This window comes from Bacteroidota bacterium (assembly GCA_040388375.1).
Classification (GTDB): domain Bacteria; phylum Bacteroidota; class Bacteroidia; order UKL13-3; family UKL13-3; genus JAAFJM01.
On record JAZKBU010000006.1, the window covers coordinates 364,966 to 386,836 of the forward strand.

The 21,871-nt window shown below is 34.0% G+C and carries 22 protein-coding genes; 11 read left to right on the top strand and 11 right to left on the bottom strand.

The features are described from left to right. The first annotated feature begins 44 nt into the window (after positions 1–44). From pheT to V4538_11485, 8 genes are all read left to right on the top strand, one after another. The gene (gene pheT / locus V4538_11450; GenBank protein ID MES2381650.1) at positions 45–2,471 is read left to right on the top strand and encodes a phenylalanine--tRNA ligase subunit beta; all 2,427 of its coding nucleotides are present in this window, start codon (positions 45–47) and stop codon (positions 2,469–2,471) included. 3 nt (positions 2,472–2,474) lie between these two features. Continuing rightward, complete coding sequence (locus tag V4538_11455; protein ID MES2381651.1) at positions 2,475–2,765, top strand: hypothetical protein; 291 nt, start codon at positions 2,475–2,477, stop codon at positions 2,763–2,765. A 12-nt stretch (positions 2,766–2,777) separates the two neighbouring features. Then, a complete protein-coding gene (locus V4538_11460; protein MES2381652.1) occupies positions 2,778–3,065 on the top strand; it encodes a cell division protein ZapA in 288 nt (95 codons plus the stop codon). 58 nt (positions 3,066–3,123) lie between these two features. Continuing rightward, a complete protein-coding gene (gene rny / locus V4538_11465; GenBank protein MES2381653.1) occupies positions 3,124–4,665 on the top strand; it encodes a ribonuclease Y in 1,542 nt (513 codons plus the stop codon). Positions 4,666–4,735: 70 nt separating this feature from the next. Next, the gene (locus V4538_11470) at positions 4,736–5,413 is read left to right on the top strand and encodes a hypothetical protein (protein ID MES2381654.1); all 678 of its coding nucleotides are present in this window, start codon (positions 4,736–4,738) and stop codon (positions 5,411–5,413) included. Next, positions 5,410–5,850, top strand: a complete 441-nt coding sequence (gene yidD / locus V4538_11475; GenBank protein ID MES2381655.1) for a membrane protein insertion efficiency factor YidD — start codon at positions 5,410–5,412, stop codon at positions 5,848–5,850. Before V4538_11470 ends, yidD begins: the two co-directional genes overlap by 4 nt. Continuing rightward, positions 5,851–6,711 (top strand): hypothetical protein, encoded by an 861-nt coding sequence (locus V4538_11480; protein ID MES2381656.1) that lies wholly within the window; start codon positions 5,851–5,853, stop codon positions 6,709–6,711. Then, positions 6,662–7,498: a hypothetical protein gene (locus V4538_11485; protein ID MES2381657.1), complete on the top strand. Its 837-nt coding sequence runs from the start codon at positions 6,662–6,664 to the stop codon at positions 7,496–7,498. Before V4538_11480 ends, V4538_11485 begins: the two co-directional genes overlap by 50 nt. A gap of 64 nt (positions 7,499–7,562) precedes the next feature. Here the strand turns inward: V4538_11485 and V4538_11490 are convergent, their stop codons facing one another. The 3 genes from V4538_11490 to V4538_11500 form a co-directional block, all read right to left on the bottom strand. Further along, positions 7,563–7,985 carry a TM2 domain-containing protein gene (locus V4538_11490; GenBank protein ID MES2381658.1) on the bottom strand — a complete coding sequence of 141 codons (423 nt, stop codon included), beginning with the start codon at positions 7,983–7,985 and terminating at the stop codon, positions 7,563–7,565. Between the two features lie 154 nt (positions 7,986–8,139). After that, positions 8,140–9,774, bottom strand: coding sequence for a chaperonin GroEL (groL, locus tag V4538_11495; GenBank protein MES2381659.1), 1,635 nt, complete (start codon positions 9,772–9,774; stop codon positions 8,140–8,142). Positions 9,775–9,862: 88 nt separating this feature from the next. Continuing rightward, complete coding sequence (locus V4538_11500; protein ID MES2381660.1) at positions 9,863–10,138, bottom strand: co-chaperone GroES; 276 nt, start codon at positions 10,136–10,138, stop codon at positions 9,863–9,865. 575 nt (positions 10,139–10,713) lie between these two features. Between V4538_11500 and V4538_11505 the strand changes: the two genes are divergently transcribed. Further along, a complete protein-coding gene (locus V4538_11505; protein ID MES2381661.1) occupies positions 10,714–11,277 on the top strand; it encodes a sigma-70 family RNA polymerase sigma factor in 564 nt (187 codons plus the stop codon). Beyond that, positions 11,252–12,934: a hypothetical protein gene (locus V4538_11510; protein MES2381662.1), complete on the top strand. Its 1,683-nt coding sequence runs from the start codon at positions 11,252–11,254 to the stop codon at positions 12,932–12,934. The genes V4538_11505 and V4538_11510 overlap by 26 nt, the downstream gene beginning before the upstream one ends. 26 nt (positions 12,935–12,960) lie before the next feature. Here V4538_11510 and V4538_11515 read toward each other — a convergent pair whose 3' ends face one another. Genes V4538_11515 through V4538_11545 form a run of 7 tightly spaced genes read right to left on the bottom strand, consistent with a single transcriptional unit; the run spans position 12,961 to position 18,736 of the window. Continuing rightward, positions 12,961–13,695: a tRNA threonylcarbamoyladenosine dehydratase gene (locus V4538_11515; GenBank protein MES2381663.1), complete on the bottom strand. Its 735-nt coding sequence runs from the start codon at positions 13,693–13,695 to the stop codon at positions 12,961–12,963. A 12-nt stretch (positions 13,696–13,707) separates the two neighbouring features. After that, positions 13,708–14,361, bottom strand: a complete 654-nt coding sequence (locus tag V4538_11520) for a TatD family hydrolase (GenBank protein MES2381664.1) — start codon at positions 14,359–14,361, stop codon at positions 13,708–13,710. A 28-nt stretch (positions 14,362–14,389) separates the two neighbouring features. Continuing rightward, complete coding sequence (locus V4538_11525) at positions 14,390–15,889, bottom strand: glycosyltransferase family 39 protein (protein MES2381665.1); 1,500 nt, start codon at positions 15,887–15,889, stop codon at positions 14,390–14,392. 8 nt (positions 15,890–15,897) lie between these two features. Beyond that, positions 15,898–16,551, bottom strand: coding sequence for a 3-oxoacid CoA-transferase subunit B (locus tag V4538_11530; protein MES2381666.1), 654 nt, complete (start codon positions 16,549–16,551; stop codon positions 15,898–15,900). 32 nt (positions 16,552–16,583) lie between these two features. Then, entirely contained in the window at positions 16,584–17,708 is a 1,125-nt protein-coding gene (locus V4538_11535) for an acyltransferase (protein ID MES2381667.1), read from the bottom strand. A 2-nt stretch (positions 17,709–17,710) separates the two neighbouring features. After that, a complete protein-coding gene (locus tag V4538_11540) occupies positions 17,711–18,412 on the bottom strand; it encodes a CoA transferase subunit A (GenBank protein MES2381668.1) in 702 nt (233 codons plus the stop codon). A gap of 45 nt (positions 18,413–18,457) precedes the next feature. Further along, entirely contained in the window at positions 18,458–18,736 is a 279-nt protein-coding gene (locus V4538_11545; GenBank protein MES2381669.1) for an ATP-dependent Clp protease adaptor ClpS, read from the bottom strand. A 348-nt stretch (positions 18,737–19,084) separates the two neighbouring features. On the opposite strand from V4538_11545, the gene V4538_11550 reads away from it, so the two are divergent. Beyond that, positions 19,085–21,208: a hypothetical protein gene (locus V4538_11550; GenBank protein MES2381670.1), complete on the top strand. Its 2,124-nt coding sequence runs from the start codon at positions 19,085–19,087 to the stop codon at positions 21,206–21,208. Between the two features lies 1 nt (position 21,209). On the opposite strand, the gene plsY is transcribed toward V4538_11550, so the two are convergent. Continuing rightward, positions 21,210–21,821 (bottom strand): glycerol-3-phosphate 1-O-acyltransferase PlsY, encoded by a 612-nt coding sequence (plsY, locus tag V4538_11555; protein MES2381671.1) that lies wholly within the window; start codon positions 21,819–21,821, stop codon positions 21,210–21,212. Positions 21,822–21,871: the final 50 nt, after the last annotated feature.

Here is a 21,871-nt window from a genome sequence, read left to right on the forward strand (position 1 = left end):
TTCGCACTTTAATTTACAAATACCCATAAAGGTAATTTTACGCAATGAAAATAAGTTATAACTGGTTAAAAGATTTAATAAATATAGATTCAAATGCCCAAGAAATTGGCAAGTTACTTACGGGAACCGGACTTGAAGTAGAAAGCATAGAAACATTTCAGAATATAAAAGGTGGTTTAGAGGGAATTGTAGTAGGATTTGTAAAAGAAAGAGTAAAACATCCCAATGCAGATAAACTAAGCGTTTGCAAAGTAGATATAGGCATTGGTGAAGACAAACAAATAGTATGTGGTGCACCCAATGTAGATGCCGGGCAAAAAGTATTGGTAGCAACTGTTGGCGCCACTGTTTATCCAACAAAAGGCGAACCATTTAAAATAAGCAAATCGAAAATACGTGGCGAAGTAAGTGAAGGGATGATTTGCGCAGAAGATGAATTAAGTTTAGGCGAAAGCCATGATGGTATTTTAGTTTTACCGGAGCACTATGAAATTGGAAAACCTGCTGCCCATTATTTTGACATTTATTCTGACAGTATATTTGAAATAGGTTTAACCGCCAACAGGGGCGATGCAGCCAGCCATTTAGGAGTAGCAAGAGATTTAAGAGCAGTTACCGGACAAGAATTAAAAACGGTTCAATACCAGCTACCAGCCATCAATGAAAAAAATACTATTGAAGTTATAATAGAAGACTTGGAAAGCTGTAAAAGGTATTCAGGCCTTAGTATTTCTAATATCAGCGTAAAACAATCGCCAGAATGGATACAGAACAAACTAAAAGCAATAGGTATTAATCCCATCAACAATATTGTTGATGCTACCAATTATGTTTTACATGAATTGGGTCAACCAATTCATGCTTTTGATGCTGATAAAATGGAAGGCAATAAAATAATTGTTAAAAAAGCCGTAGCCAATAGTAAATTTACTACGCTCGACAAAGTAGAGCGTACTTTAAATGGCCATGAATGTTTAATTTGTGATACCCAAAAACCATTGGCTATAGCCGGTGTGTTTGGCGGATTAGATTCTGGCATTACTACTCAAACCAAAAATATATTTTTAGAGAGTGCTTATTTTGATGCTGTAAGTATTCGTAAGACAGCCAAAGCACACACCTTAAGTACTGATGCAAGTTTCAGGTATGAAAGAGGAACAGATCCTAACATAACCATTGATGCTTTAATTAGATTAGCCAACTTAATAATAGAAATAGCAGACGGAGAAATAACATCTGACATTATTGATATTTATCCAAGCAAAATAGAAAAGATAGTTATTGATTTCTCCTTGAGCAAAGCCAACCAACTTATTGGAAAAGACATTGAAAAAGAAAGAGTTTTAACCATTTTTAAAGCTTTGGATATTGAAGTACTGGCCGACAAAAACGATATACTCAATATAGCCATACCAGCTTACCGTTCTGATGTAACACGTCAAGCTGATGTTACTGAAGAAATTTTACGCATATACGGTTTAAACAGTATTGAAATAGGCAACGATATTAAATCGACCATAGCGTACAACAGCACTGAACAAAAAGTAAAAATAAAAAATAATTTAGCCAATTACTTAAGTGCAAACGGATTTAATGAAATAGCCACCAACACCTTAACAAAATCTGCTTACTACCCCGAAGCAGCATTGGTAAATGCAGTAAAAATTTTGAATCCACTTAGCAATGATTTGGATATTATGCGTATGGATATGGTTCAAAACATGCTGGAAGCCATGCAATATAACCGCAACAGAAAACTACACGACCTGCGTTTTTTTGAATTTGGAAAAACTTACCACAAAGGTATCAATGCCGAAGACAAACAAGTACTGGAAGGTTATTCTGAAAAATCGCACTTGGTGATTGGCTTATGCGGACGCAAAGAAGCTGAAAGCTGGAATGCATCCAACCAAACTGTTAACTATTTTACCATAAAAGGTATAGTGCTTTCTTTATTAGCAAAAAGTAAGTTAAAAAACGTTGAAATTCAACAGGAACAAAAAGAAAATTTTGAGTTTGTTACCAGTGTACTGTTTAAACAAAAAGAAATAGCCGTTTTCGGTCAGTTAAAAACTGAATTAGCAGGTAAATTTGATATTGATTTGCCCGTTTATTATGCCAGTATAAACTTTGATTTATTATATGCTTTAAACGCCAATGAAACCACAGTTATTAAACCTGTTTCTATTTTCCCTGCTGTTAAACGCGATTTAGCTTTATTGATTGATGATGCCATTAATTACGCACAACTAGAGAAAATTGCTGTTAAAACAGACAATAAACTAATTAAAGCCATTAATGTATTTGACGTTTACAAAGGCGATAAAATTGAAAGTGGTAAAAAAAGCTATGCGTTGAGTTTTATTTTACAAGATGAAACAAAAACATTAACGGACCAGGAAATTGATGCTGTAATGAACAAATTGATTAAAAACTACGAAAAAGAAATTGGAGCTACCCTGAGAGCCTAGATTATGAATAGCAATTTGTTTTTAAGTACCGAGATTAAACTAAGGGTTGTTAAACTCCTGAATCAAAATAAAAATTTGATGGCTAGTAACTTGGAACTTGAAAATAAAATAAATGAACTCAACAAAATAGTTGAAAAACAAAAAAACTTATTGCAAGAGATAGAAGATAACAATAAAATTATTAAACTTGCGAGAGAAATACATTTATCAACCAAAGAAAAGCAGGAATTGAAATTGGAGTTGAAGGAAAAAATTAAGTTGATTGATGAATGTATAAAAATGTTAAGCCAGTAATATTCTTAACAGTTGAACGAAATATCAATTAATATCAATATAGCCGGGCGCAATTACCCGCTTACCATTGCACCAGCCGATGAGGAAGCAGTGAGAACAGCCGGTAAAATGATAAATGACAAATTGAACGTGTATAGCGAACAATTTTCACTAAAAGATAAACAAGATGCTTTAGCCATGTTTGCTTTAGAAATAAGCATGGAGCATCAGAAACAAAAGGCATTGGCAAAAACCAATGACGAATTAATAGCTACAGAATTAAATTCAATTAAGCAGCTATTAGCCCCTGTTCAGCTTTAAATTAAGACCCTCTTACTGTGTTTAACTAAGTTTTACTAATTTATTAAACCACAAACAAATGAACATTTTTTTAATAGTAATTATTGCCATGGTAACATTTGGAGCAGGTGCTACCATTATGTTTTTCATAAACAATAATTTACTTAAAAGTAAAGCAGAAAATGTAATGAAGGATGCCGAAGCGCAAGCCGAAATTACCAAGAAGAAAAGAGAGTTAGAAGCCAAAGAAAAATTTATACAATTAAAGGCTGAACACGAAAAAGAAGTTCAACAACGCAATAATCAAGTAGCACAAAATGAAAACAGGCTAAAACAAGTTGAAAACTCTTTAAAACAAAAAACAGAGCAAGCCACCAAAAAGGATAACGAGCTTGAACAGATAAAACAGACTTTAACTAAACAGCAGGAAGTAGTTAAACAAAAGCAAGCAGATGCGGAAAAAGCACTAGCCAATCAACAAAAACAATTAGAAAAAATAGCTGGTCTTTCTGCTGACGAAGCAAAAAAACAATTGGTTGAAACTTTAACCGAAGAAGCCCGCACAGAAGCTTTAAGCCGCGTAAAAGATATTGTTGATGAAGCAAAATTAACTGCCAACAAAGAAGCTAAAAAAATAATTTTAGGAACTATCCAACGTACCGCAGCTGAACATGCTATAGAAAATGCCGTTTCTATTTTCAATATTGACAGTGACGAGATGAAAGGTAGAATTATTGGAAGAGAAGGACGTAATATCAGAGCATTAGAAGCAGCAACAGGTGTTGAATTTATAGTTGATGATACACCGGAAGCTATTATCCTTTCTTGCTTCGATCCTATCAGAAGAGAAATTGCACGCCTATCTATTCACAGGTTAGTGACAGACGGACGTATACATCCTGCCCGTATTGAAGAAGTTGTTGCCAAAACAAAAAAACAAATTGAGGACGAGATTGTAGAAACAGGAGAGCGTACTTGTATTGATTTAGGTATACATGGCTTACACCCAGAACTAATCAGAATGGTTGGCCGTATGCGTTTCCGCTCAAGTTACGGACAAAATTTATTAATGCATAGCCGTGAAGTAGCCAACTTATGTGCTACCATGGCAGCAGAATTAGGCTTAAACGTTAAATTAGCTAAACGTGCCGGCTTATTACACGATATAGGTAAAGTGCCAGATGACGATGCAGAAACTCCGCATGCTTTATTAGGAATGAAACTGGCTGAAAAATACAAAGAGCATCCGGAAGTAATTAATGCCATTGGAGCGCATCATGACGAAATAGAAATGACCAGCATGCTTTCACCTATAGTACAGGCTTGCGATGCTATTAGCGGAGCCCGCCCTGGAGCTCGTAGAGAAGATACCGAAAACTATATGAAACGCTTAAAAACCTTAGAAGATATGGCTTTAAGCTTTAAAGGTGTAGAGAAAGCATTTGCTATACAAGCAGGCCGTGAATTACGTGTAATGGTTGAAAGCGAAAAAGTAACTGATGAAGAAGCAGAAATGATTTCATTAAACTTATCGAACAGGATACAAACCGAAATGACCTATCCTGGTCAGATAAAAGTAACCGTAATCAGAGAACGTAGAGCTGTTAACTATGCTAAATAAAAAGCATAATAAAACTTTATTTAAAAACTGTAACCGACTCCAATTGGTTACAGTTTTTTTCATTTTAGCTTTGCTCAGTTTTAAAACGGCTAACGAAAATTTTGAACGTATTAGCTTAACCATGCAAAGCAAAAAGGTTATCAATGGCAAATTAGTCATTACCAATGCCGATGTGTTTTATGCGGCTGATGGCAAAATGGTAACCCATATATTATCGCCAATTGAAACAGTAGTTATTAATAACACAAAAGGCGATTTAAACATTTACAACCCCAGGGAAAATGAAGTTTACAAAGAATTTAATTATAACCAAGGGACAGAAAGCACTTCATTGTATTATTTTTTAAAAGACAGAAACAATGAATTGGGTTTACGCAGTTTAGGCTTTAAATTAAATAACTCGAAAGTAGAAAATGGATATATAGTTACAAGCTGGGTACCACCTGCTCAGTATATGAAAATGTTTAATTCAGTAGAGCTTGTTTACCAGCAAGGCAAGCCTGTTTTCCTTAAATTTATCAATAATAAAAACAAAGCTATTAAGAAGAGTTATTATTATAATTATACCAAAGTATTGAACTTAAATTTTCCTTTAGCCATTACACATATCAGTTATTTTGATAATGGTGATTCGACTGTTGAAAAAACCATATACTCCAACATAAAAGTAAATAATGCCAGCAACAACTCTTATTTTGATTTTAATATACCGGCCAATGCCAAACTAAAAAGTAGCGGCAACAAATGAGAGCAATTATTTTTATAATCATACTAAGTACTTTTACTCATTCTGTGCATGCACAAATTGACAGCATTGATATTGCCCTAATAAAACAGAAAGAAACAACGTTTAAACCACAAACCCCCATAAGACCTTATACTCATTTACACAAAAGCAAATGGCAAACTTATAACCCAATCAATTTAACCTTTTCGGGCTTGATGTTCTTCTATCAAAATATTATTTCCTCGCAAATAAATGCCAGTTGCTTATACTCTCCTTCATGTAGCGAATATGCCAAAGATTGTATAAAAAAATATGGCTTAATAAAAGGTATGTTTTTAGCAGCCGACCGAGTACAAAAGTGTAACAGAATTACATTGTTAGGTTTAGACTTAAAGAAACTAAATAAACACAATCGTTTCAACGATTCGGCTGACGATTATAGTTGTAAGCATAATTAAATGAAGAAATTTACTTTATTCTTTTTGTTATTAGGCATTCAACTGCTTTTTAAATTACAAGCGCAGCAGGTATTTAATTATTCATTTTACAAAAGCTTAATCAATCAAAAAGAAAATGATGTAGCCTTATTATACCTTTATAATTGCAGCCAAATAACAAGCAATCCACAAGTATTGGATAGCTTATTGTTCTTTAGCGGCAAATTACATTTTGATAAAAAGGATTTTACATCTGCTGTAAATGCATTGAATAAAGTAAGTACCAACTCACTTTTTTTACAACAAGCCAGACTATATGAAGTAATTGGTTTAGCCTATCTCGACAGTTCGGAGCAATATATCATCAGCAGGTTTCCTGCTAATAATCCTTCAGATAGTGTATTCAATCAAATAGTAAATATTTCGCATGCAGCTATTGCTTTAATAAAAAATAATATTCAACAATACGATAGTTTACAGCGCACCATAAACGACTCCTTATATTATTATCAAAGTTTAAAGGCAACTTTAAACAAATGGAGGGTTAACAGTGAAAAGCATAAAAAAAGTCCGCTTGTAGCTGCAGGTCTTTCAGCCATAGTACCTGGCTTGGGGAAAGTATACGCCAATAAGCCATACGATGGTTTGAGTACCTTTTTAACCCATATACCACTAGCACTTATATTAATTGAAAGTCAAAGTAAAGCGGGCGTAAACTCTCCACGGTTTATTACCTTTTCAGCCATTGCTTCTTTATTCTATATTGGTAATATATGGAGTAGTTATTTTTATATTTTAAAGAACAGAAAGGAGGTTAATTTTGACAGGAAGAATGAGATTTTATTACAGTGTAATGTTATGCTTAGGAGCTATTATAACTAATGCTCAAATAGTAAAACTACCTGATAGCTTATATAAAAGCAACAACTCCTTACATGCAGAAATAGCCTATGAACAGGCTATTTATAACAATACTGATAATGTAACCAATCAATATAAAATACTATTTGAAAAAGCCCGCTATTTAAAAACAATAAAAAACTATCCTAAAGCCATTGAAACACTGGTAAGAATAAATGAAAACGAATTGGATGACAGCATTAAATTCAGTTATTATTATCAATTGGCCATATTGAATTATTTAACCGATAACAATGCTGAGGTAGATTTAAACCTAACTAAAATAAAGTACTTTATAAATGATACTTCATATAATAGGGAAAGAATAGTATTGCTCGATATTTTAAATTTAAACAGAAGCCAGAAATGGGAAGAAGCCAAGCAATTGCTTATTCAATTAAACAAAGGCAAAATGGATTCTAACAGCATTCATCAATTGTATAAAAATGCTTTACATTTTAAACCTAAGTCAACCAAAACTGCACAGGCTCTACAAACTTTTTTACCGGGAACCGGGCATATGTATGTAGGAAAAACAACGCATGGCATTATCAATGCAACGCTTATTTTATCAGGATTAGCATGGGGCGCTTATAATGTTTTTAATGGCTATTATGTTACAGGTGTATTCAGCGGCTTCTTTATATCATATGCCTTTTATGGCGGAGGAATAAACTATGCTGTTAGTAATGCCATTCAGTATAACCAAGTAAAGGTAGATGCTATCAATAAAGAACTAAACAATTCCATTATAACTACATTTAATTAAATGGCAAAAAAAATCCCGGATATATCAATTATATCCGGGATTTTTCATTTTAATAATTTAGTGATTACCACATGAAGAATTTAGTATTGTCTTCGTATTTGTTAATGTCTTTCTCAATTGCTCCTACTAAAAGAACAATCCAGTCAACAAAAGGAACAATACCAAAAATACCACCACATGTTAAAATGTAACCAATACCGGTTAAGGTAGCAGTTCCTAAATAAAAACGGTGAATACCTAAACCACCAACAATAAACGCCAACGCAAAAGCAACCCATGCATTTTTACCGCCTGTTACTTTAGCTTGTTCTGTTGGAATAGTTGGAGCAGCGTTGATATAATCAACACTTACCGGAGCAGCAACAGCCGCTGCAAAAACAGCTTCTACTGCATCATCATTAATTACGTAACTTTCAGCCTTAGCTGAACTTGTACCGGCAATAACCATTACTGCCAATACACTTACAATGGATAGAATTTTTTTCATTGGTTGTAGTTTTTAAATATGTGAGCAAAATAATGATTACACTTCTCTTTACAAATATTTTTATTCCAATGCAAAAAGGCTCGAAGCCATTGCTGGTTTCGAGCCTTTTATATTTGATAATCAACAACTATTAATAAATAGTTATTTGATTATTTTAGTACATACCATCCATACCGCCTGGCATTCCACCCGGCATAGCAGGAGCAGCAGCTTCTTTTTCTTCTACTAAAGCACATTCAGTAGTCAAAATCATAGCGGCAGCACTTGCAGCATTTTGTAATGCAACACGGCTCACTTTAGTAGGGTCTATTACACCGGCAGCAATCAGGTTTTCGTAAACTTCAGTACGTGCATTGTAACCAAAGTCGTCTTTACCTTCACGCACTTTATTTACAACTACTGAACCTTCACCACCAGCATTGGCAACAATTGTACGCAATGGTTCTTCTAAAGCTCTGCGTATAATTTGAATACCTGTATTCTCATCTTCATTAGCTCCTTTTAAGTTAGTTAATGAATCAATAGCTCTGATAAAGGCAACTCCACCACCTGCTACAATACCTTCTTCAACTGCAGCACGTGTAGCATGTAAAGCATCGTCAACACGGTCTTTTTTCTCTTTCATTTCTACTTCGGTAGCTGCACCAATATAAAGTACTGCAACACCACCGGCTAATTTAGCCAAGCGTTCTTGTAATTTTTCTTTATCGTAATCGCTTGTAGTATTTTCTATTTGTGCTTTAATCTGGCCAACACGTGAAGCAATATCTTCTTTGCTTCCGGCACCATTGATAATAGTAGTATTGTCTTTATCAATGTTTACTTTTTCTGCTCTACCCATCATGGCTAAATCAGCGTTTTCTAATTTAAATCCACGCTCTTCACTTATAACAGTTCCACCAGTTAAGATAGCAATATCTTCTAACATGGCTTTTCTTCTGTCACCAAAACCAGGAGCTTTAACAGCAGCAATTTTTAAAGAACCGCGAATTTTATTTACTACCAAAGTAGCCAATGCTTCGCCTTCTAAATCTTCAGCAATAATTAAAAGTGGTTTACCCGTTTGAACAACTTGTTCTAAAATTGGCAATATTTCTTTCATATTGCTGATTTTTTTATCATAAATCAAAATGTAAGGAGCATCTAAATCTGCTTCCATTTTTTCAGCATTGGTTACAAAATAAGGGCTTAAATAACCACGGTCAAATTGCATACCTTCTACTGTTTTAACTTCCGTTTCAGTACCTTTTGCTTCTTCAACAGTAATAACACCTTCTTTACCTACTTTAGCCATTGCATCAGCAATTAAAGTACCTATTACTTCATCATTATTAGCTGAAATAGCTGCAATTTGTTGGATTTTTTTGTTGTCGTTTCCAACTTCTTTTGATTGTGCTTTTAAATTGGCAATAACGGCTTCAACCGCTTTGTCAATACCACGTTTCAAATCCATTGGATTAGCACCGGCAGCCACATTTTTAGTTCCGCCTGCTACTATAGCTTGTGCTAAAACGGTAGCTGTAGTTGTTCCATCACCAGCAATATCAGCTGTTTTTGAAGCTACTTCTTTTACCATTTGAGCACCCATATTTTCAATAGGGTCTTTTAATTCTATTTCTTTGGCTACTGAAACACCGTCTTTAGTAACTGATGGAGAACCAAATTTTTTATCTATTACTACATTTCTTCCTTTAGGTCCTAAAGTAGCTTTTACTGCATTAGCTAAAGCATCAACTCCGCGTTTTAAACCATCACGCGCATCTACCCCGTATAATATTTTTTTACTCATAATTCTAATTTTTGATTTTTGATCTAAGATTTTTGATTTAAGGATGCTGTTGATTTAATTTATATCAACCCACATCCTTTGAAACATTTTAAACAATAGCGAAAATATCGCTTTCACGCATGATTAAATATTCTTTACCATCAACAGTAACTTCGGTACCTGCGTATTTACCATACAATACGGTATCGCCTGCTTTTACTGTCATAGGCTCATCTTTTTTGCCTGCTCCTGCTGCAACAACAATTCCTCTTTGTGGCTTTTCTTTAGCTGTGTCAGGAATAATAATTCCTCCTACTGTTTTTTCTTCTGCCGGTGCTGGCTCCACCAACACTCTGTCGGCTAATGGTTTTAATGATACTGACATATTTATTTTTTTTATTAAATTTTGTAGAAAAATATAAATCAATGATGATTTATGTTTTGCATTTACACACTTATTGTGCCATTGCATATTAGTATGACAAATTTACGACACCTAAAAACAAGTCACCTTGCCCCCATTTCAGAAAATGGATATAACAAGCTGAATTTCTAACATTTAAACACAATACAGTCGAATTAAATAATAATTATTTTGTCGTTAATCAGCTAATAGATTTAATGATAAAACGACATAAAAGCCGATTTTCATTCACAAATTAGTCTCCCTATTATTCATAAAAAAATTATACTTATAAGCCATAAACACCTCATTTTAGGCCTATTTTCCAGCACAATGTGCACCAGAATGGTTTAAAAATATAAAACCGTCTCTGTCAAAAGGCAAAAAATAGGCAAATCGCACTACATTTGCACTGGAAATTTTATATAAACAGCGTGTAAGAAAGTTTTGTCCAGTGGCTATTTAAAATAAAATTTTAATACCTAAGTGCAACCTCCATTTGACGTAACTTGACTTATATTTAAACACCCTAAACAAATTCAACTTTAAACCAATACATGCATCTTTCCATTGAAGATATGATTTCTGGTTGCAAAGAAGGAAATCGTGTGGCGCAAAAAGCAATGTACGATTACTTCGCATCAAAAATGCTAGGCGTTTGCATGCGTTATGCAAAAGACCGTGCAGAAGCAGAAGACATGTTACAGGAAAGTTTTATTAAAATATTTCAAAATTTACATACATACAGGGGTGAAGGCAATTTTGAAGGATGGGTAAGACGTGTGGTAGTATTTAATGCTATTAATTTATACAAACACAGGCTACGCCATTTTAAGGAAGACCTTGATGTACGTGATTACGATGCAAAATATGATGATGATGTGGTTTCGAAAATTTCGGTAAAAGAAATTTTGGCGTTTGTTCAACAAATGCCTGACGGATACAGATTAATTTTTAATCTTTATGCGGTAGAAGGATTTACCCATAAAGAAATTAGTGAACAACTTGGCATTGCTATTGGAACAAGTAAATCGCAATACTCACGTGCGAGAGACTGGATGAAAAAAGTATTATGTCAACATTACGAAATAATGAATGAACCGTTTGAAGAACCAAAATAACTTTGAACAAAAGCTAAAAGAGCAATTTGACAATTTCGAGGCTAAACCAAATGAGGCCTTGTGGGAGAGTATTGCCCAAAATTTACCGGAAGATAAATTTGAAAAAAGCATTGCTTCAAAACTTAGTTCATTAGAAACTACTCCCAGCCAAAATGTATGGTTAGCCATTGAGAAAAAATTACCACTCATCGCTACCCAAATGAATAAAAAGTTGATTTATTTATGGACCGGTGTTGTTTTAACTTTTGGCTTAATAGCCGGTTATTTCATTAGCCAGTACACCAACAATATAAATAACTTAACTGCTGACTTAACGCATCCGGAAGCATTTGTTTGGTTAAACAACAAAACGTCTGATGCCAATGCACAAACCATAACCGAAACTACTACAACCAGCAGTATTCATGCTCCAACTAGAACTACTCATGAAAACACGTTGGCTTTAGCGGAGAAAAGTCATTCAGGTAACAGACCTAATTTATCAGCACAATCACATAATAATAGTACTGAAATAGCAAACACAAACGTTGCCTCTGTTAGAGAAAATGAAAACCTACCTACTAGCAATGCTATTGTTTCACAAGGGAAGCACAACGTAACAAATGCTGCAACAACTGCTACTGAATCTAACACTATTCCACAAAACAACCAAAATACAATTGCCAGCACACTAGGCAAAACAGGTGCTTTAGAAGGTAATAATACCGCTAACAGCAATGATGAACCTATTGCTAAAAAAGAAACCAACAACAACGATAAAACACTTAGCAATAATACGCCTACAATAAGTTCAGAAAACAAAGGCAACAGTGATATTTTGGCACAAAATAAAATTGACTCAACACCTGTAGCTGAAGTACTAACTAACAAAGTAGATACCGCTACTGAAAGTACCCAAGTAAAAAGCATGGCAAACAACCAAGCAAGTGAAAATGACTATACTGGACCTTCACTAAAAAAAGAACGTTTAACTATTTTAGCTTATGCAGGTTTTGCCTTTGGCAATATGTATTATACTGCAGGAAACAATCAAACCAATGCAACTGCTAATATTAACCTACGCGAAAAAACAGAACGCTCTGCAAGCGATATTAATGGTGGTTTCTTAATTGGATATGACTTGAATAAACGTTTTACGCTTAGCTCCGGAATTATTTTAGCTAATTTTAAACAAACGCTTAGTTATAGCGTTGAAGCACCAAAAAATAATTACCCTACTAAGCAAGGTGAAAATTTTCAACACGGTGCCGATACTATTACTACAGGAGGTTCATACACGGCTGAATTAAAATACTCTTATACTGAAATACCTTTATTTATTACTTATAAAGTATTTGAAAACCAAAAATTTGAATTTGCTTTACAATCAGGTTTGGGCTTGGGTATTATTACCGGTGTAAATACTTATATTATCAGCACTGACAATATTGGTATTTATGAAGTAAATGGAAAAGACGATTTCCCTAAAGTTAAAAACACGCTGTTCTTTACTTTTCAGCCACAAATAATGTACAACTTACCTGCTAATCCTGGCATTTCGATAGGATTTATGCCTACTGTAAAAGCAAGTTTATCTAATATTATTAACGATGAAAGTTGGATAAAACAGTATCCTTATTCATTTGGGTTAAACGCATTTATCAGAAAAAGGTTCTAACCCCCCTTCTTATTAAAAATAGGAAATTATTGACGATTATATAAATCTCTGATAGCAACACTGGCAACGGTACAACCAAATACTGCCGGCATATAACTAATAGTACCTACTACTGATTTTTTACGCATATCGTTTGGTGTTTCTACCACTTGAAACTCGGGCATACGTTGCTCATCGCTGAAAACAGCTTTTACTCCTTTATAAACACCTAACCTGTGCAGGTATTTTCTTACATACTTAGCCAAATGGCAATTGTATGTTTCTGAAATATCAGCTACTCTTAAACGTGTCGGATCAACCTTTGAACCGGCACCCATTGAGCTTACAATAGGAATACCTTTATCTATACACGCTTTTATAAAATATACTTTGGGCGAAAGCGTGTCAATACAATCAACAGCGTAGTCAAACTTATTGTTATTTAACACATCTTCGGTTATCTGGTCACGGAAATAAACGGGTAAAACCTGCAACTCTAACTCCGGGTTAATATCTAATAAACGTTCTGCTAAAACATCTGCTTTAACTTTGTGTTCAGTACTTTTTAAAGCGGGTATCTGGCGGTTTCTATTGGTTGGGTCAACTGTATCAGCATCTACTATAGTCATTTTACCAACCCCTGAACGGGCTATCATTTCTGCAGCGATTCCACCTACTCCACCTAAACCTACTACTAATACATTAGAATTGACTAAAGTTTTTAATTTATCCGGACCCAACAAAAGTTCGGTGCGGCCCATCCATGGTTGTACTTCTTTCATTTACAAATTAATTTATTGCTTAAAAAGCAGCGCAAAGTTATGAAAGATTTGATTTTTTAAAACTGTTTCTTCCATCTCTAAAATTTGCGCAGCCTGTTCATATACTTTATCAATGTAATACTTACTGGTATCTGTTTCTAAAAACAACCTGTTTAAGGGCACATCTGCTATTATTAAACTGGCATTTGATGCTGGATTGAATAAATATTTACCCATACTAAAGAAAACATTTTCAAAAGCTAATAGCATTTGTAAAATAGCTGCATTGCCCGAAAAACCATGTAATACAAATGAAACCTGTGGATATTGTTTTGCTATAGCAGCAAAATCGGCATAGGCTTTAACACAATGTACTATAACAGGCAAGTGGTAAGTAGCGGCTAATTCTATTTGCCTATGAAAAGCATTTAACTGTACCTCTATAGGAGTTTGAATAACTCTATCTAAACCACATTCTCCAATGGCTATAATTTTTGTATGGTATTGCTTTATTTGTGTTAAAGCCCAGGTCAAATTAGTTTTATGTACATGCCAAGGATGTAAACCTAATGAAATTGGATAATTAACCTTACCAAAATCTACACTCTTTAGGAAACCATTTCGCAAAGCTATTTCTCCATCAACCCTGGGTTTTCGGTGTGTATGTAAATTAATATAATTGGTCAATATAGTGAGTGGTTAGTACTTGTTATAACTATCTTTCAAACTTATAAATATAGTAGGTTTGATTTTCGTTTCCATATGGATTAAGCCAATGCATAAACTTATCTAAAAAGCTGGGATCGATAGTGGTTAAATATTGAACCTTACCAAAGTTTTTAATACAAGGTGCTAAACGCTGCACTAGTTTTTCGGCTTCACCTATAACCAGATAGTTTGGTAATTCATCGTGTGTGTTTTTTAAATTGGCTAATAAGGTATCGGCAGGCTCTTCTTTGGTTACATTGTAATAAGGTACCCATTTTTGTAAATAATACCTTGGCATTAAAACGTTACCTGAGTTACTGCTTTCTAGTATAAATGAATTAACATCTGTTTTATCTGATAAATAATTCATGGCCTCTACCCTGCTTAATTTGGTAGATGAAGGTGTTAATGCAATTAATACAATAGTATTAAACACCCAAAAGAATTTCCAGCTACCAGCTACAAACTTTTTGTTTCTCAGTAAAAAAGCATTGGTTTCTTTTAGCTGATTAAAAGTAATTACACCCGCCATAACCACAAACGGAACTATGGGTAATATGAATCGTTCTTGTTTATTTGGAAAAGCAGAATGGAATACAAAAAACAGGAATGCAGGCAGGAATAATATCAGGTGCTTGCGCCAGCTTAATGCAAATCCGTAGAATAAAAACAAACTTACTGGTGGTATTAAAATACCTCCTAAAAGCAGCAAATAATTATACCAATCACCTACAATATAATTATAAGCATTATCTACATTATACTGCGAGTACGCTATAAACTCTGCAAAGGGTTTACCCCAAATAATCATATCTATACTTGCCTGAAAAACGAACAAGGATAGTATTACACCTATACCATAAAAAAAGGCACTTTTAAACTTGTGTTGAAACCAAACTACCAAGCCTAAACCTGCAATAAAAGTAGAGGTTTGAAAACGTATTGAGAAGGCCAAACCTGCAATAAAGCCGGCTAATAGAAATTGCAGCATGGTTTTTTTATCGTTGCTTACAATTAACCAGGTGCCATATATTAATGGTGGAATACAAACTACTTCTACCAGGTTACGTACGCTTAACATAGGAATAAACCACAGCAAAGCACACATCCACGCTACTGTTTTTGCATCATTGTCATTGCTTAATTTTTGAGTAATTTTATAAGCATATTTTACTACTATTAGTGACAACAAAGCATGGAATAAACGAACAATAAACATTTTTGAATTAGGCTCTACTATTCCAATGAGAGCTAATAATTTAAAAAAGTAATAGTGAAAACCTGTATATAATAAAACATGGCCTGTGGCCACTGCATTAGGATTTGTTGGCCCCGGCAACCATTGGCTGTCGTCTCTGCCATCAATCCAACTTTGGGCTACTTCTATAATTAAAAAATGGTCATCGCTCATGCCATATCCCTGGCTAAAAATTACAGCTACTAACCTTACTATAAAAGCAACAATTAATATAAAGCTCAGGGGTTGGTCTTGGTAAAACTTTTTCATGGTAAAACTTATAAACTCATTTCAAAAACGTTATCAGCTACCTGTAAACGTCCCTCTGTTTTTGATTTAATATAATCAATGGTAACGCCCGGTGCATATTCTAATAACATAAATCCTTGTTCGGTTATATCAAACACACCTAACTCGGTAACTACTTTTTTTACGCACCCTAAACCGGTAATGGGTAAAGTACATTTTTTCAATAATTTTGATTCGCCTGCTTTGTTTACATGTTGCATGGCTACAATTATATTTTTAGCTGAGGCAACTAAATCCATAGCTCCTCCCATTCCCTTTACCATTTTACCCGGAATTTTCCAATTGGCTATATCGCCATTATCGGCTACTTCCATAGCTCCTAACACGGTTAAATCAACCCGGCCACTACGAATCATTCCAAAGCTCATTGCACTATCAAAAAAACTGGAGCCTATGGTAGTAGTTACCGTTTGTTTACCTGCATTGATTAAATCCGCATCCACATCTTCTTCATACGGAAAAGGGCCAATGCCTAATAAGCCGTTTTCTGACTGCAGAATAACTTCTATACCTTTGGGAACATAGTTAGCAACCAAGGTAGGAATACCTATTCCTAAATTTACATAATATCCATCTTGCAACTCTTTTGCAATACGTTTTGCTATTCCAAATTTATCTAACATAGTTAATTGTATAATTTATATTGAATCGTTTACTAACGTTCTGTTTTTATTATTTCAAATTTTTGCTTTAAGCGTAAAAAATATTTCTCAAAAAGTTCATAGCTAAGTATGGATATACCTATTACTACAACTAAGTAGCCTATTTCGTAAACCCAGAAACTCTTTATAGAATACCTGATAACAACCCTTGATATAAATGGCTCTATAAGCATGTTATGGTATATATAAATACCAAATGAAATTTTTCCTAAGTAATGAATAAAGTTTTTGTGCTTAAAATTTAAAAGTGCTTCGGGATTGAATAAATAATTGCACATCCAAAAAACGATTAAGCCCAGGTATATGTACTTTTTATACAGAACATCAAATATTCCTGTTCCCCAATTATTGTAACCGTCAACAAATAGTAAGGTAATAAAAATTGTATAAACCAAAAGCCTTGTTTTGGTATCGGTATTGATAACAATTGGTTTTTTAAAATGAATCCAGGCAACCAAAGCACCAATCAATATTTCATCGATTCTGGCCAACGTATTCACATGTAAATTCATTTGTAAATTGGTTGAGAACTCTGCAAAATACCAGCGTGATAAAATGCTGACACCAATAAAAAAAAGGGTTACAAATGGAACATTTTTTATCGAAGTAAAATACAATATAAATGGCCAGACTATATAAAAATGCTCCTCCACACAAATAGACCAAAAATGGGCAAACGGGAATTGCCATCCATCAATTCTAATAGCATTAAAATTATTTAAAAAGAGTAAATTGGCTACATAATCAGGAGCTGAACGGTTGGAGGAGTAAATTAAAATGAATCCAAAAAATATAGCAAAAAAGTACAGTGGCCAAATGCGTAAACTCCGCCTGATAATAAATTTTCCAATATGTATATTACCGGAAGTTTGTTTTTCGTTTAACAGCAAATAGGTGATTAGAAAACCACTGATCACAAAAAAAACATCTACCCCAATTGACAGGTTGCCTATAAATAACCTAACCTTGGCATCAAGTACCGGAAATGCAATAAGTGGACTGCCCAGCCAACCGCAAAAACCTTCGTATGAATGTGCCAAAACAACCATTAAAGCACAAACACAACGTAGCACATCGAGGTTTCTAAAATGAATTTTATTTGGTACAATTGGGTGCATGCTTACGCTTTAGGTCGGGTAGTAACTTGCTCTATACGTTTTTCGTAGTTTTCTCCTTTAAATATTCTGTTTACGTAAACTCCGGGTGTATGAATCGTATCGGGGTCAAGTTCTCCTGCCGGTACTAACTCTTCTACCTCGGCAATGGTAATTTTTCCGGCCATAGCCATTAATGGATTAAAATTACGCGAAGTGGCCCTAAAAACAAGATTACCATGTGTGTCGCCTTTCCAAGCTTTTACTATAGCAAAGTCTGATTTAAAAGCATGTTCTAATAAATATGTTTTACCATCAAACTCTCTTGTTTCTTTACCATTGGCGACCTCGGTACCTACACCTGCCGGAGTAAAAATAGCCGGCATACCGTAACCTGTAGCCATGCAACGGGTAGCTAAAGTGCCCTGGGGAATTAACTCAACTTCTAATTCACCACTTAACAATTGACGTTCAAATTCAGCATTTTCGCCAACGTATGATGAAATCATTTTTTTTACCTGACGTGTTTTTAACATTAAGCCTATTCCAAAATCATCGACACCGGCATTGTTACTGATACAGGTAAGTTGCTTAATTCCTTTTTTAACTATAGCTGTAATGCTGTTTTCCGGAATACCACACAATCCGAAACCACCTAACATAATGATGGCACCATCCTGTATATCTTTTATTGCCTCATCGGCATTGGCTACTATTTTATTTAACATATTTAATAAGTTAAAGGTTAAACCTTTATTGTATATTTTTTAAAATTACTCTACTACTGCTGATAATCCTCTATCGCATAAAGCCTGACAAATGCTTTTCATTTTATCTTCTTCTCCCTTTTTCACCAACGCTTTACCCTTAAAATGAACAAGCATGGCGCATTGCTCTGCTTGCAAAGTTTCGTGCTCACATATTTCACATAAGCATTCAATTACCCAATCAAATGTATTCACATCGTCATTATATAAAACAACCTTTGCGCCCGACTCAATTGCATCAAGCACATCAACTTCAGCTAATTCTTTTGTTTTTTCTTTTGACATGTACATTAAACGTAATCCCTTTAATTTTAATTATTAAAATTACAAATTTGGGCTTTCAAAAATATTAATTAAGTGGGCGTATGCAAACAAAATAGTTAGCTTGAACTAAATTAAAAATTGTACACAATTATTAACAAACAATAAAAATTGTGCATACTTATTAAACTACCCATCCTTTAAATAAATTTATTTTGCTCGTGAAATGTTTTCGATAAGCTTTTATTTTCTTCCTTTATTTGAATAGCAGCATATTTCAAATAAAAATGCTAAAAAACAGTGCTTTACAGAAATAATTTTTATTTAATCAGTAGAAAAACCTATTTATGCAGCTGTTTTTCAGCTAAAACAATGAAAAAAAATACAAACAATCAGTATGCTATAAGCCAAATACTATATAAAGCTTGCTTTATGCTATTGTTTTTATCAGCTACTGTTTTTATTACCAAAGCCAATAATGCTCCCAATATTCTCATTTTCAAAAATGCTGAATTATTTAAATCATCGCTTTTTGTTTTAGGAAAGAACAATAGTTTATATTGTTTAGATGCAGAGTCGGGAGCCAATAAACAACATGCTACTATTACCAATATAAAAGGAATTTATCAGTATAACGATTCTTTATTAGCGTGGAATGACCACCAAGTTTTCTCTTTTAACAGCAGTCTGCAAAGTTGGGAAATGGCTTTTAACTTTGAATCTACTAAAATTATAAAATCAGTATCAGCTTACGACAATGAATTGGTTATAGCTTTTGCTGACGGCTTATTATTTGCCAACAATAAGGACTTTTACAAAGCACCATTTTACATAAAAAGTTTAATAACCGGGCCTAAGCTAATTGCTTTAACCAACAGTAATTTTATATACGAATTTACCAAACAGCACTTGTTTGTAAAAACCATAAAATTAGATTCTGCTAAAACAATTCATCAAAGCAGCAATGGTATTATTTACAACACGGAACAGGGGCTTCGCATATATAACATACTAAACAAACAAACAGACTACGTTAACAACACAACTACTGCAAGCAGTATTATTGGCACTGCTGATAATATGGTGGTTTTTAACACAGGCAGTGAAATAGCTAAATTTAATATGGCTAATGCACAAGTAAGTACTGTTATTAAAACCAACTGCAACAATGCATCACTATTAAGTAATGGCAATATTTTATACAATAATACAGAAGGTCAATGCTTATACTACGTAAACAAAACCAATACTACCTTACAGGTTGGTAGTGATATTAAATCGTTTTCAATTATTGATTATTATGAAAATGAAAGTGCCAACGTAAGTATAACCAGCGAAGGATTTATTTTCAACAAAAGTAAAAACAAGGAACAACAGGTTATTGACTTATCGTTAAAAACAGGGCGTGTATTTGGCTCTATACAGGTAAACAACAATTTGGTTCTGGCATGTGAAAAGGGCTTGGTCCTATTTAATACCATTACTAACGAACACCATATTTATAGCGATTTTAAAAATGTAATATGTAATGGCATTACTAAAAACGAGAAATATATTTATGTATGTTCAGCTCAACTGGGTATTTTAAAATTCAGGCTAAACAGTATAAACAAGGTGGATGTAAAAGCTGATATTATCAATAAAGGATTGATGGCATCTTCTGCTTACATTATTAAAAATTTTGATGGCTTAATTTGTACTGTTTCATCCGCAGGGGTTTATCAAAAGGAGGCAAAATCGGACCAGTGGATTGAATTTAGCCGAAGTGGATTTGTTACCAAAATTACCGGTATTACTTATTATAAAAAAAACAGCAATGTATTGTTTATTGCTTCTGCTATTCGTGGGGTAGTTAAAACCAATGACGATGGAAACTCTTACGAACCGGTTAACCTTGGTTTGGTAGATAGCATTATTGTCAATATCGAATCTGATAGCAATGGTTTTTATGCTTTAAATCAAGCCGGTGATATTTATTTTCATGACCATGATGGTATTCAGTGGGTAAAAATTGATCAGGGTAATGCAAAATATGCCAGTTGTTTTTTACGCAAAGGCATTTTGTATATGATTGACCATGAGAATAATATTACTAAGCAAATAACGTCAGAACTTAAACCAAGAATTGAGGTAGACTGGCAAATAGAACCTGATTATGTAGTTGGGGAAAGAATATTGATTCCTTTTAAAACATTTGGTTTTTTTGGTAAAGACAACCATACTGTTTTACAACTAACCAAAGCCAATACTGACTTTGATGATGATTACGTTGACTTTTCCGATGATAAGCAAGGCCAGTTTGAATTAATTATGACTGACAGTTTAACTCCTCCCGGAGAATATACGATTAGACTGGTAGGAACTGAGCCTTTTGTTCGCTCTGAAAAAACTACGGCCACTTTTAAGGTAATTGAAAAAAGAGCTGCTGCTAATGGGGAAAAGCCGCTGGGTACAACTGTACCGGCTTTAATTGAAGACAAGAAAAAATTGAAATAAGCTATTTTTTAAAGGCAAATTTATTTTCATTACCTGCTCTTAACCTAGCTATATTGGCTCGGTGTGTGTATACAACCATTACTGCTATTGCACAAAAAAACACATTGGCTATCCAGTTCTCCCTATAGTAACAAAATGATAATAAAGCAGCCAGTATAGCAGCGCTTATGCTACCTACCGATATGTATTTTGTTAACCAAACAATAATGATAAATGTAATAATACATATCAATGCTATCTGATAATTAAGGGCAATAGCCATACCCAATAAGGTAGCAATGCCTTTTCCACCTTTAAAATGGGCAAATACAGGAAATACATGCCCAATAACAGCTACTACTCCCAAACTCATCTGGTAATTAAAATAGGGCTGTGTACCACATTGGTAATTGGTAAAGAAAACAAGGCTGGTTGCCAAAAATCCTTTTAACAAATCAATGAACAAAACAATAAAGCCTGCTTTATTTCCTAATACACGCAGTGTATTGGTAGCACCTGCATTTCCACTTCCATGTTCTCTTACATCTATTTTATGGAAAGTTTTTCCATACCAAACTGCCGTAGGAATTGAACCCAGCAAATAAGCAACTAAAAGCAAAATGTATATCAGCATTAATTATAATTTTAGACTTGGCAAAGTATAAAAAAAATAAAAAAAATCCA

Bases quoted from the DNA above. Each gene is read 5' to 3' on its own strand.
- pheT (MES2381650.1), top strand. From the start codon at position 45: ATGAAAATAAGTTATAACTGGTTAAAAGATTTAATAAATATAGATTCA.
- V4538_11455 (MES2381651.1), top strand. From the start codon at position 2,475: ATGAATAGCAATTTGTTTTTAAGTACCGAGATTAAACTAAGGGTTGTT.
- rny (MES2381653.1), top strand. From the start codon at position 3,124: ATGAACATTTTTTTAATAGTAATTATTGCCATGGTAACATTTGGAGCA.
- yidD (MES2381655.1), top strand. From the start codon at position 5,410: ATGAGAGCAATTATTTTTATAATCATACTAAGTACTTTTACTCATTCT.
- V4538_11480 (MES2381656.1), top strand. From the start codon at position 5,851: ATGAAGAAATTTACTTTATTCTTTTTGTTATTAGGCATTCAACTGCTT.
- V4538_11485 (MES2381657.1), top strand. From the start codon at position 6,662: ATGAGATTTTATTACAGTGTAATGTTATGCTTAGGAGCTATTATAACT.
- V4538_11490 (MES2381658.1), bottom strand. From the start codon at position 7,985: ATGAAAAAAATTCTATCCATTGTAAGTGTATTGGCAGTAATGGTTATT.
- groL (MES2381659.1), bottom strand. From the start codon at position 9,774: ATGAGTAAAAAAATATTATACGGGGTAGATGCGCGTGATGGTTTAAAA.
- V4538_11500 (MES2381660.1), bottom strand. From the start codon at position 10,138: ATGTCAGTATCATTAAAACCATTAGCCGACAGAGTGTTGGTGGAGCCA.
- V4538_11505 (MES2381661.1), top strand. From the start codon at position 10,714: ATGCATCTTTCCATTGAAGATATGATTTCTGGTTGCAAAGAAGGAAAT.
- V4538_11510 (MES2381662.1), top strand. From the start codon at position 11,252: ATGAACCGTTTGAAGAACCAAAATAACTTTGAACAAAAGCTAAAAGAG.
- V4538_11515 (MES2381663.1), bottom strand. From the start codon at position 13,695: ATGAAAGAAGTACAACCATGGATGGGCCGCACCGAACTTTTGTTGGGT.
- V4538_11525 (MES2381665.1), bottom strand. From the start codon at position 15,889: ATGAAAAAGTTTTACCAAGACCAACCCCTGAGCTTTATATTAATTGTT.
- V4538_11530 (MES2381666.1), bottom strand. From the start codon at position 16,551: ATGTTAGATAAATTTGGAATAGCAAAACGTATTGCAAAAGAGTTGCAA.
- V4538_11535 (MES2381667.1), bottom strand. From the start codon at position 17,708: ATGCACCCAATTGTACCAAATAAAATTCATTTTAGAAACCTCGATGTG.
- V4538_11540 (MES2381668.1), bottom strand. From the start codon at position 18,412: ATGTTAAATAAAATAGTAGCCAATGCCGATGAGGCAATAAAAGATATA.
- V4538_11545 (MES2381669.1), bottom strand. From the start codon at position 18,736: ATGTCAAAAGAAAAAACAAAAGAATTAGCTGAAGTTGATGTGCTTGAT.
- V4538_11550 (MES2381670.1), top strand. From the start codon at position 19,085: ATGAAAAAAAATACAAACAATCAGTATGCTATAAGCCAAATACTATAT.
- plsY (MES2381671.1), bottom strand. From the start codon at position 21,821: ATGCTGATATACATTTTGCTTTTAGTTGCTTATTTGCTGGGTTCAATT.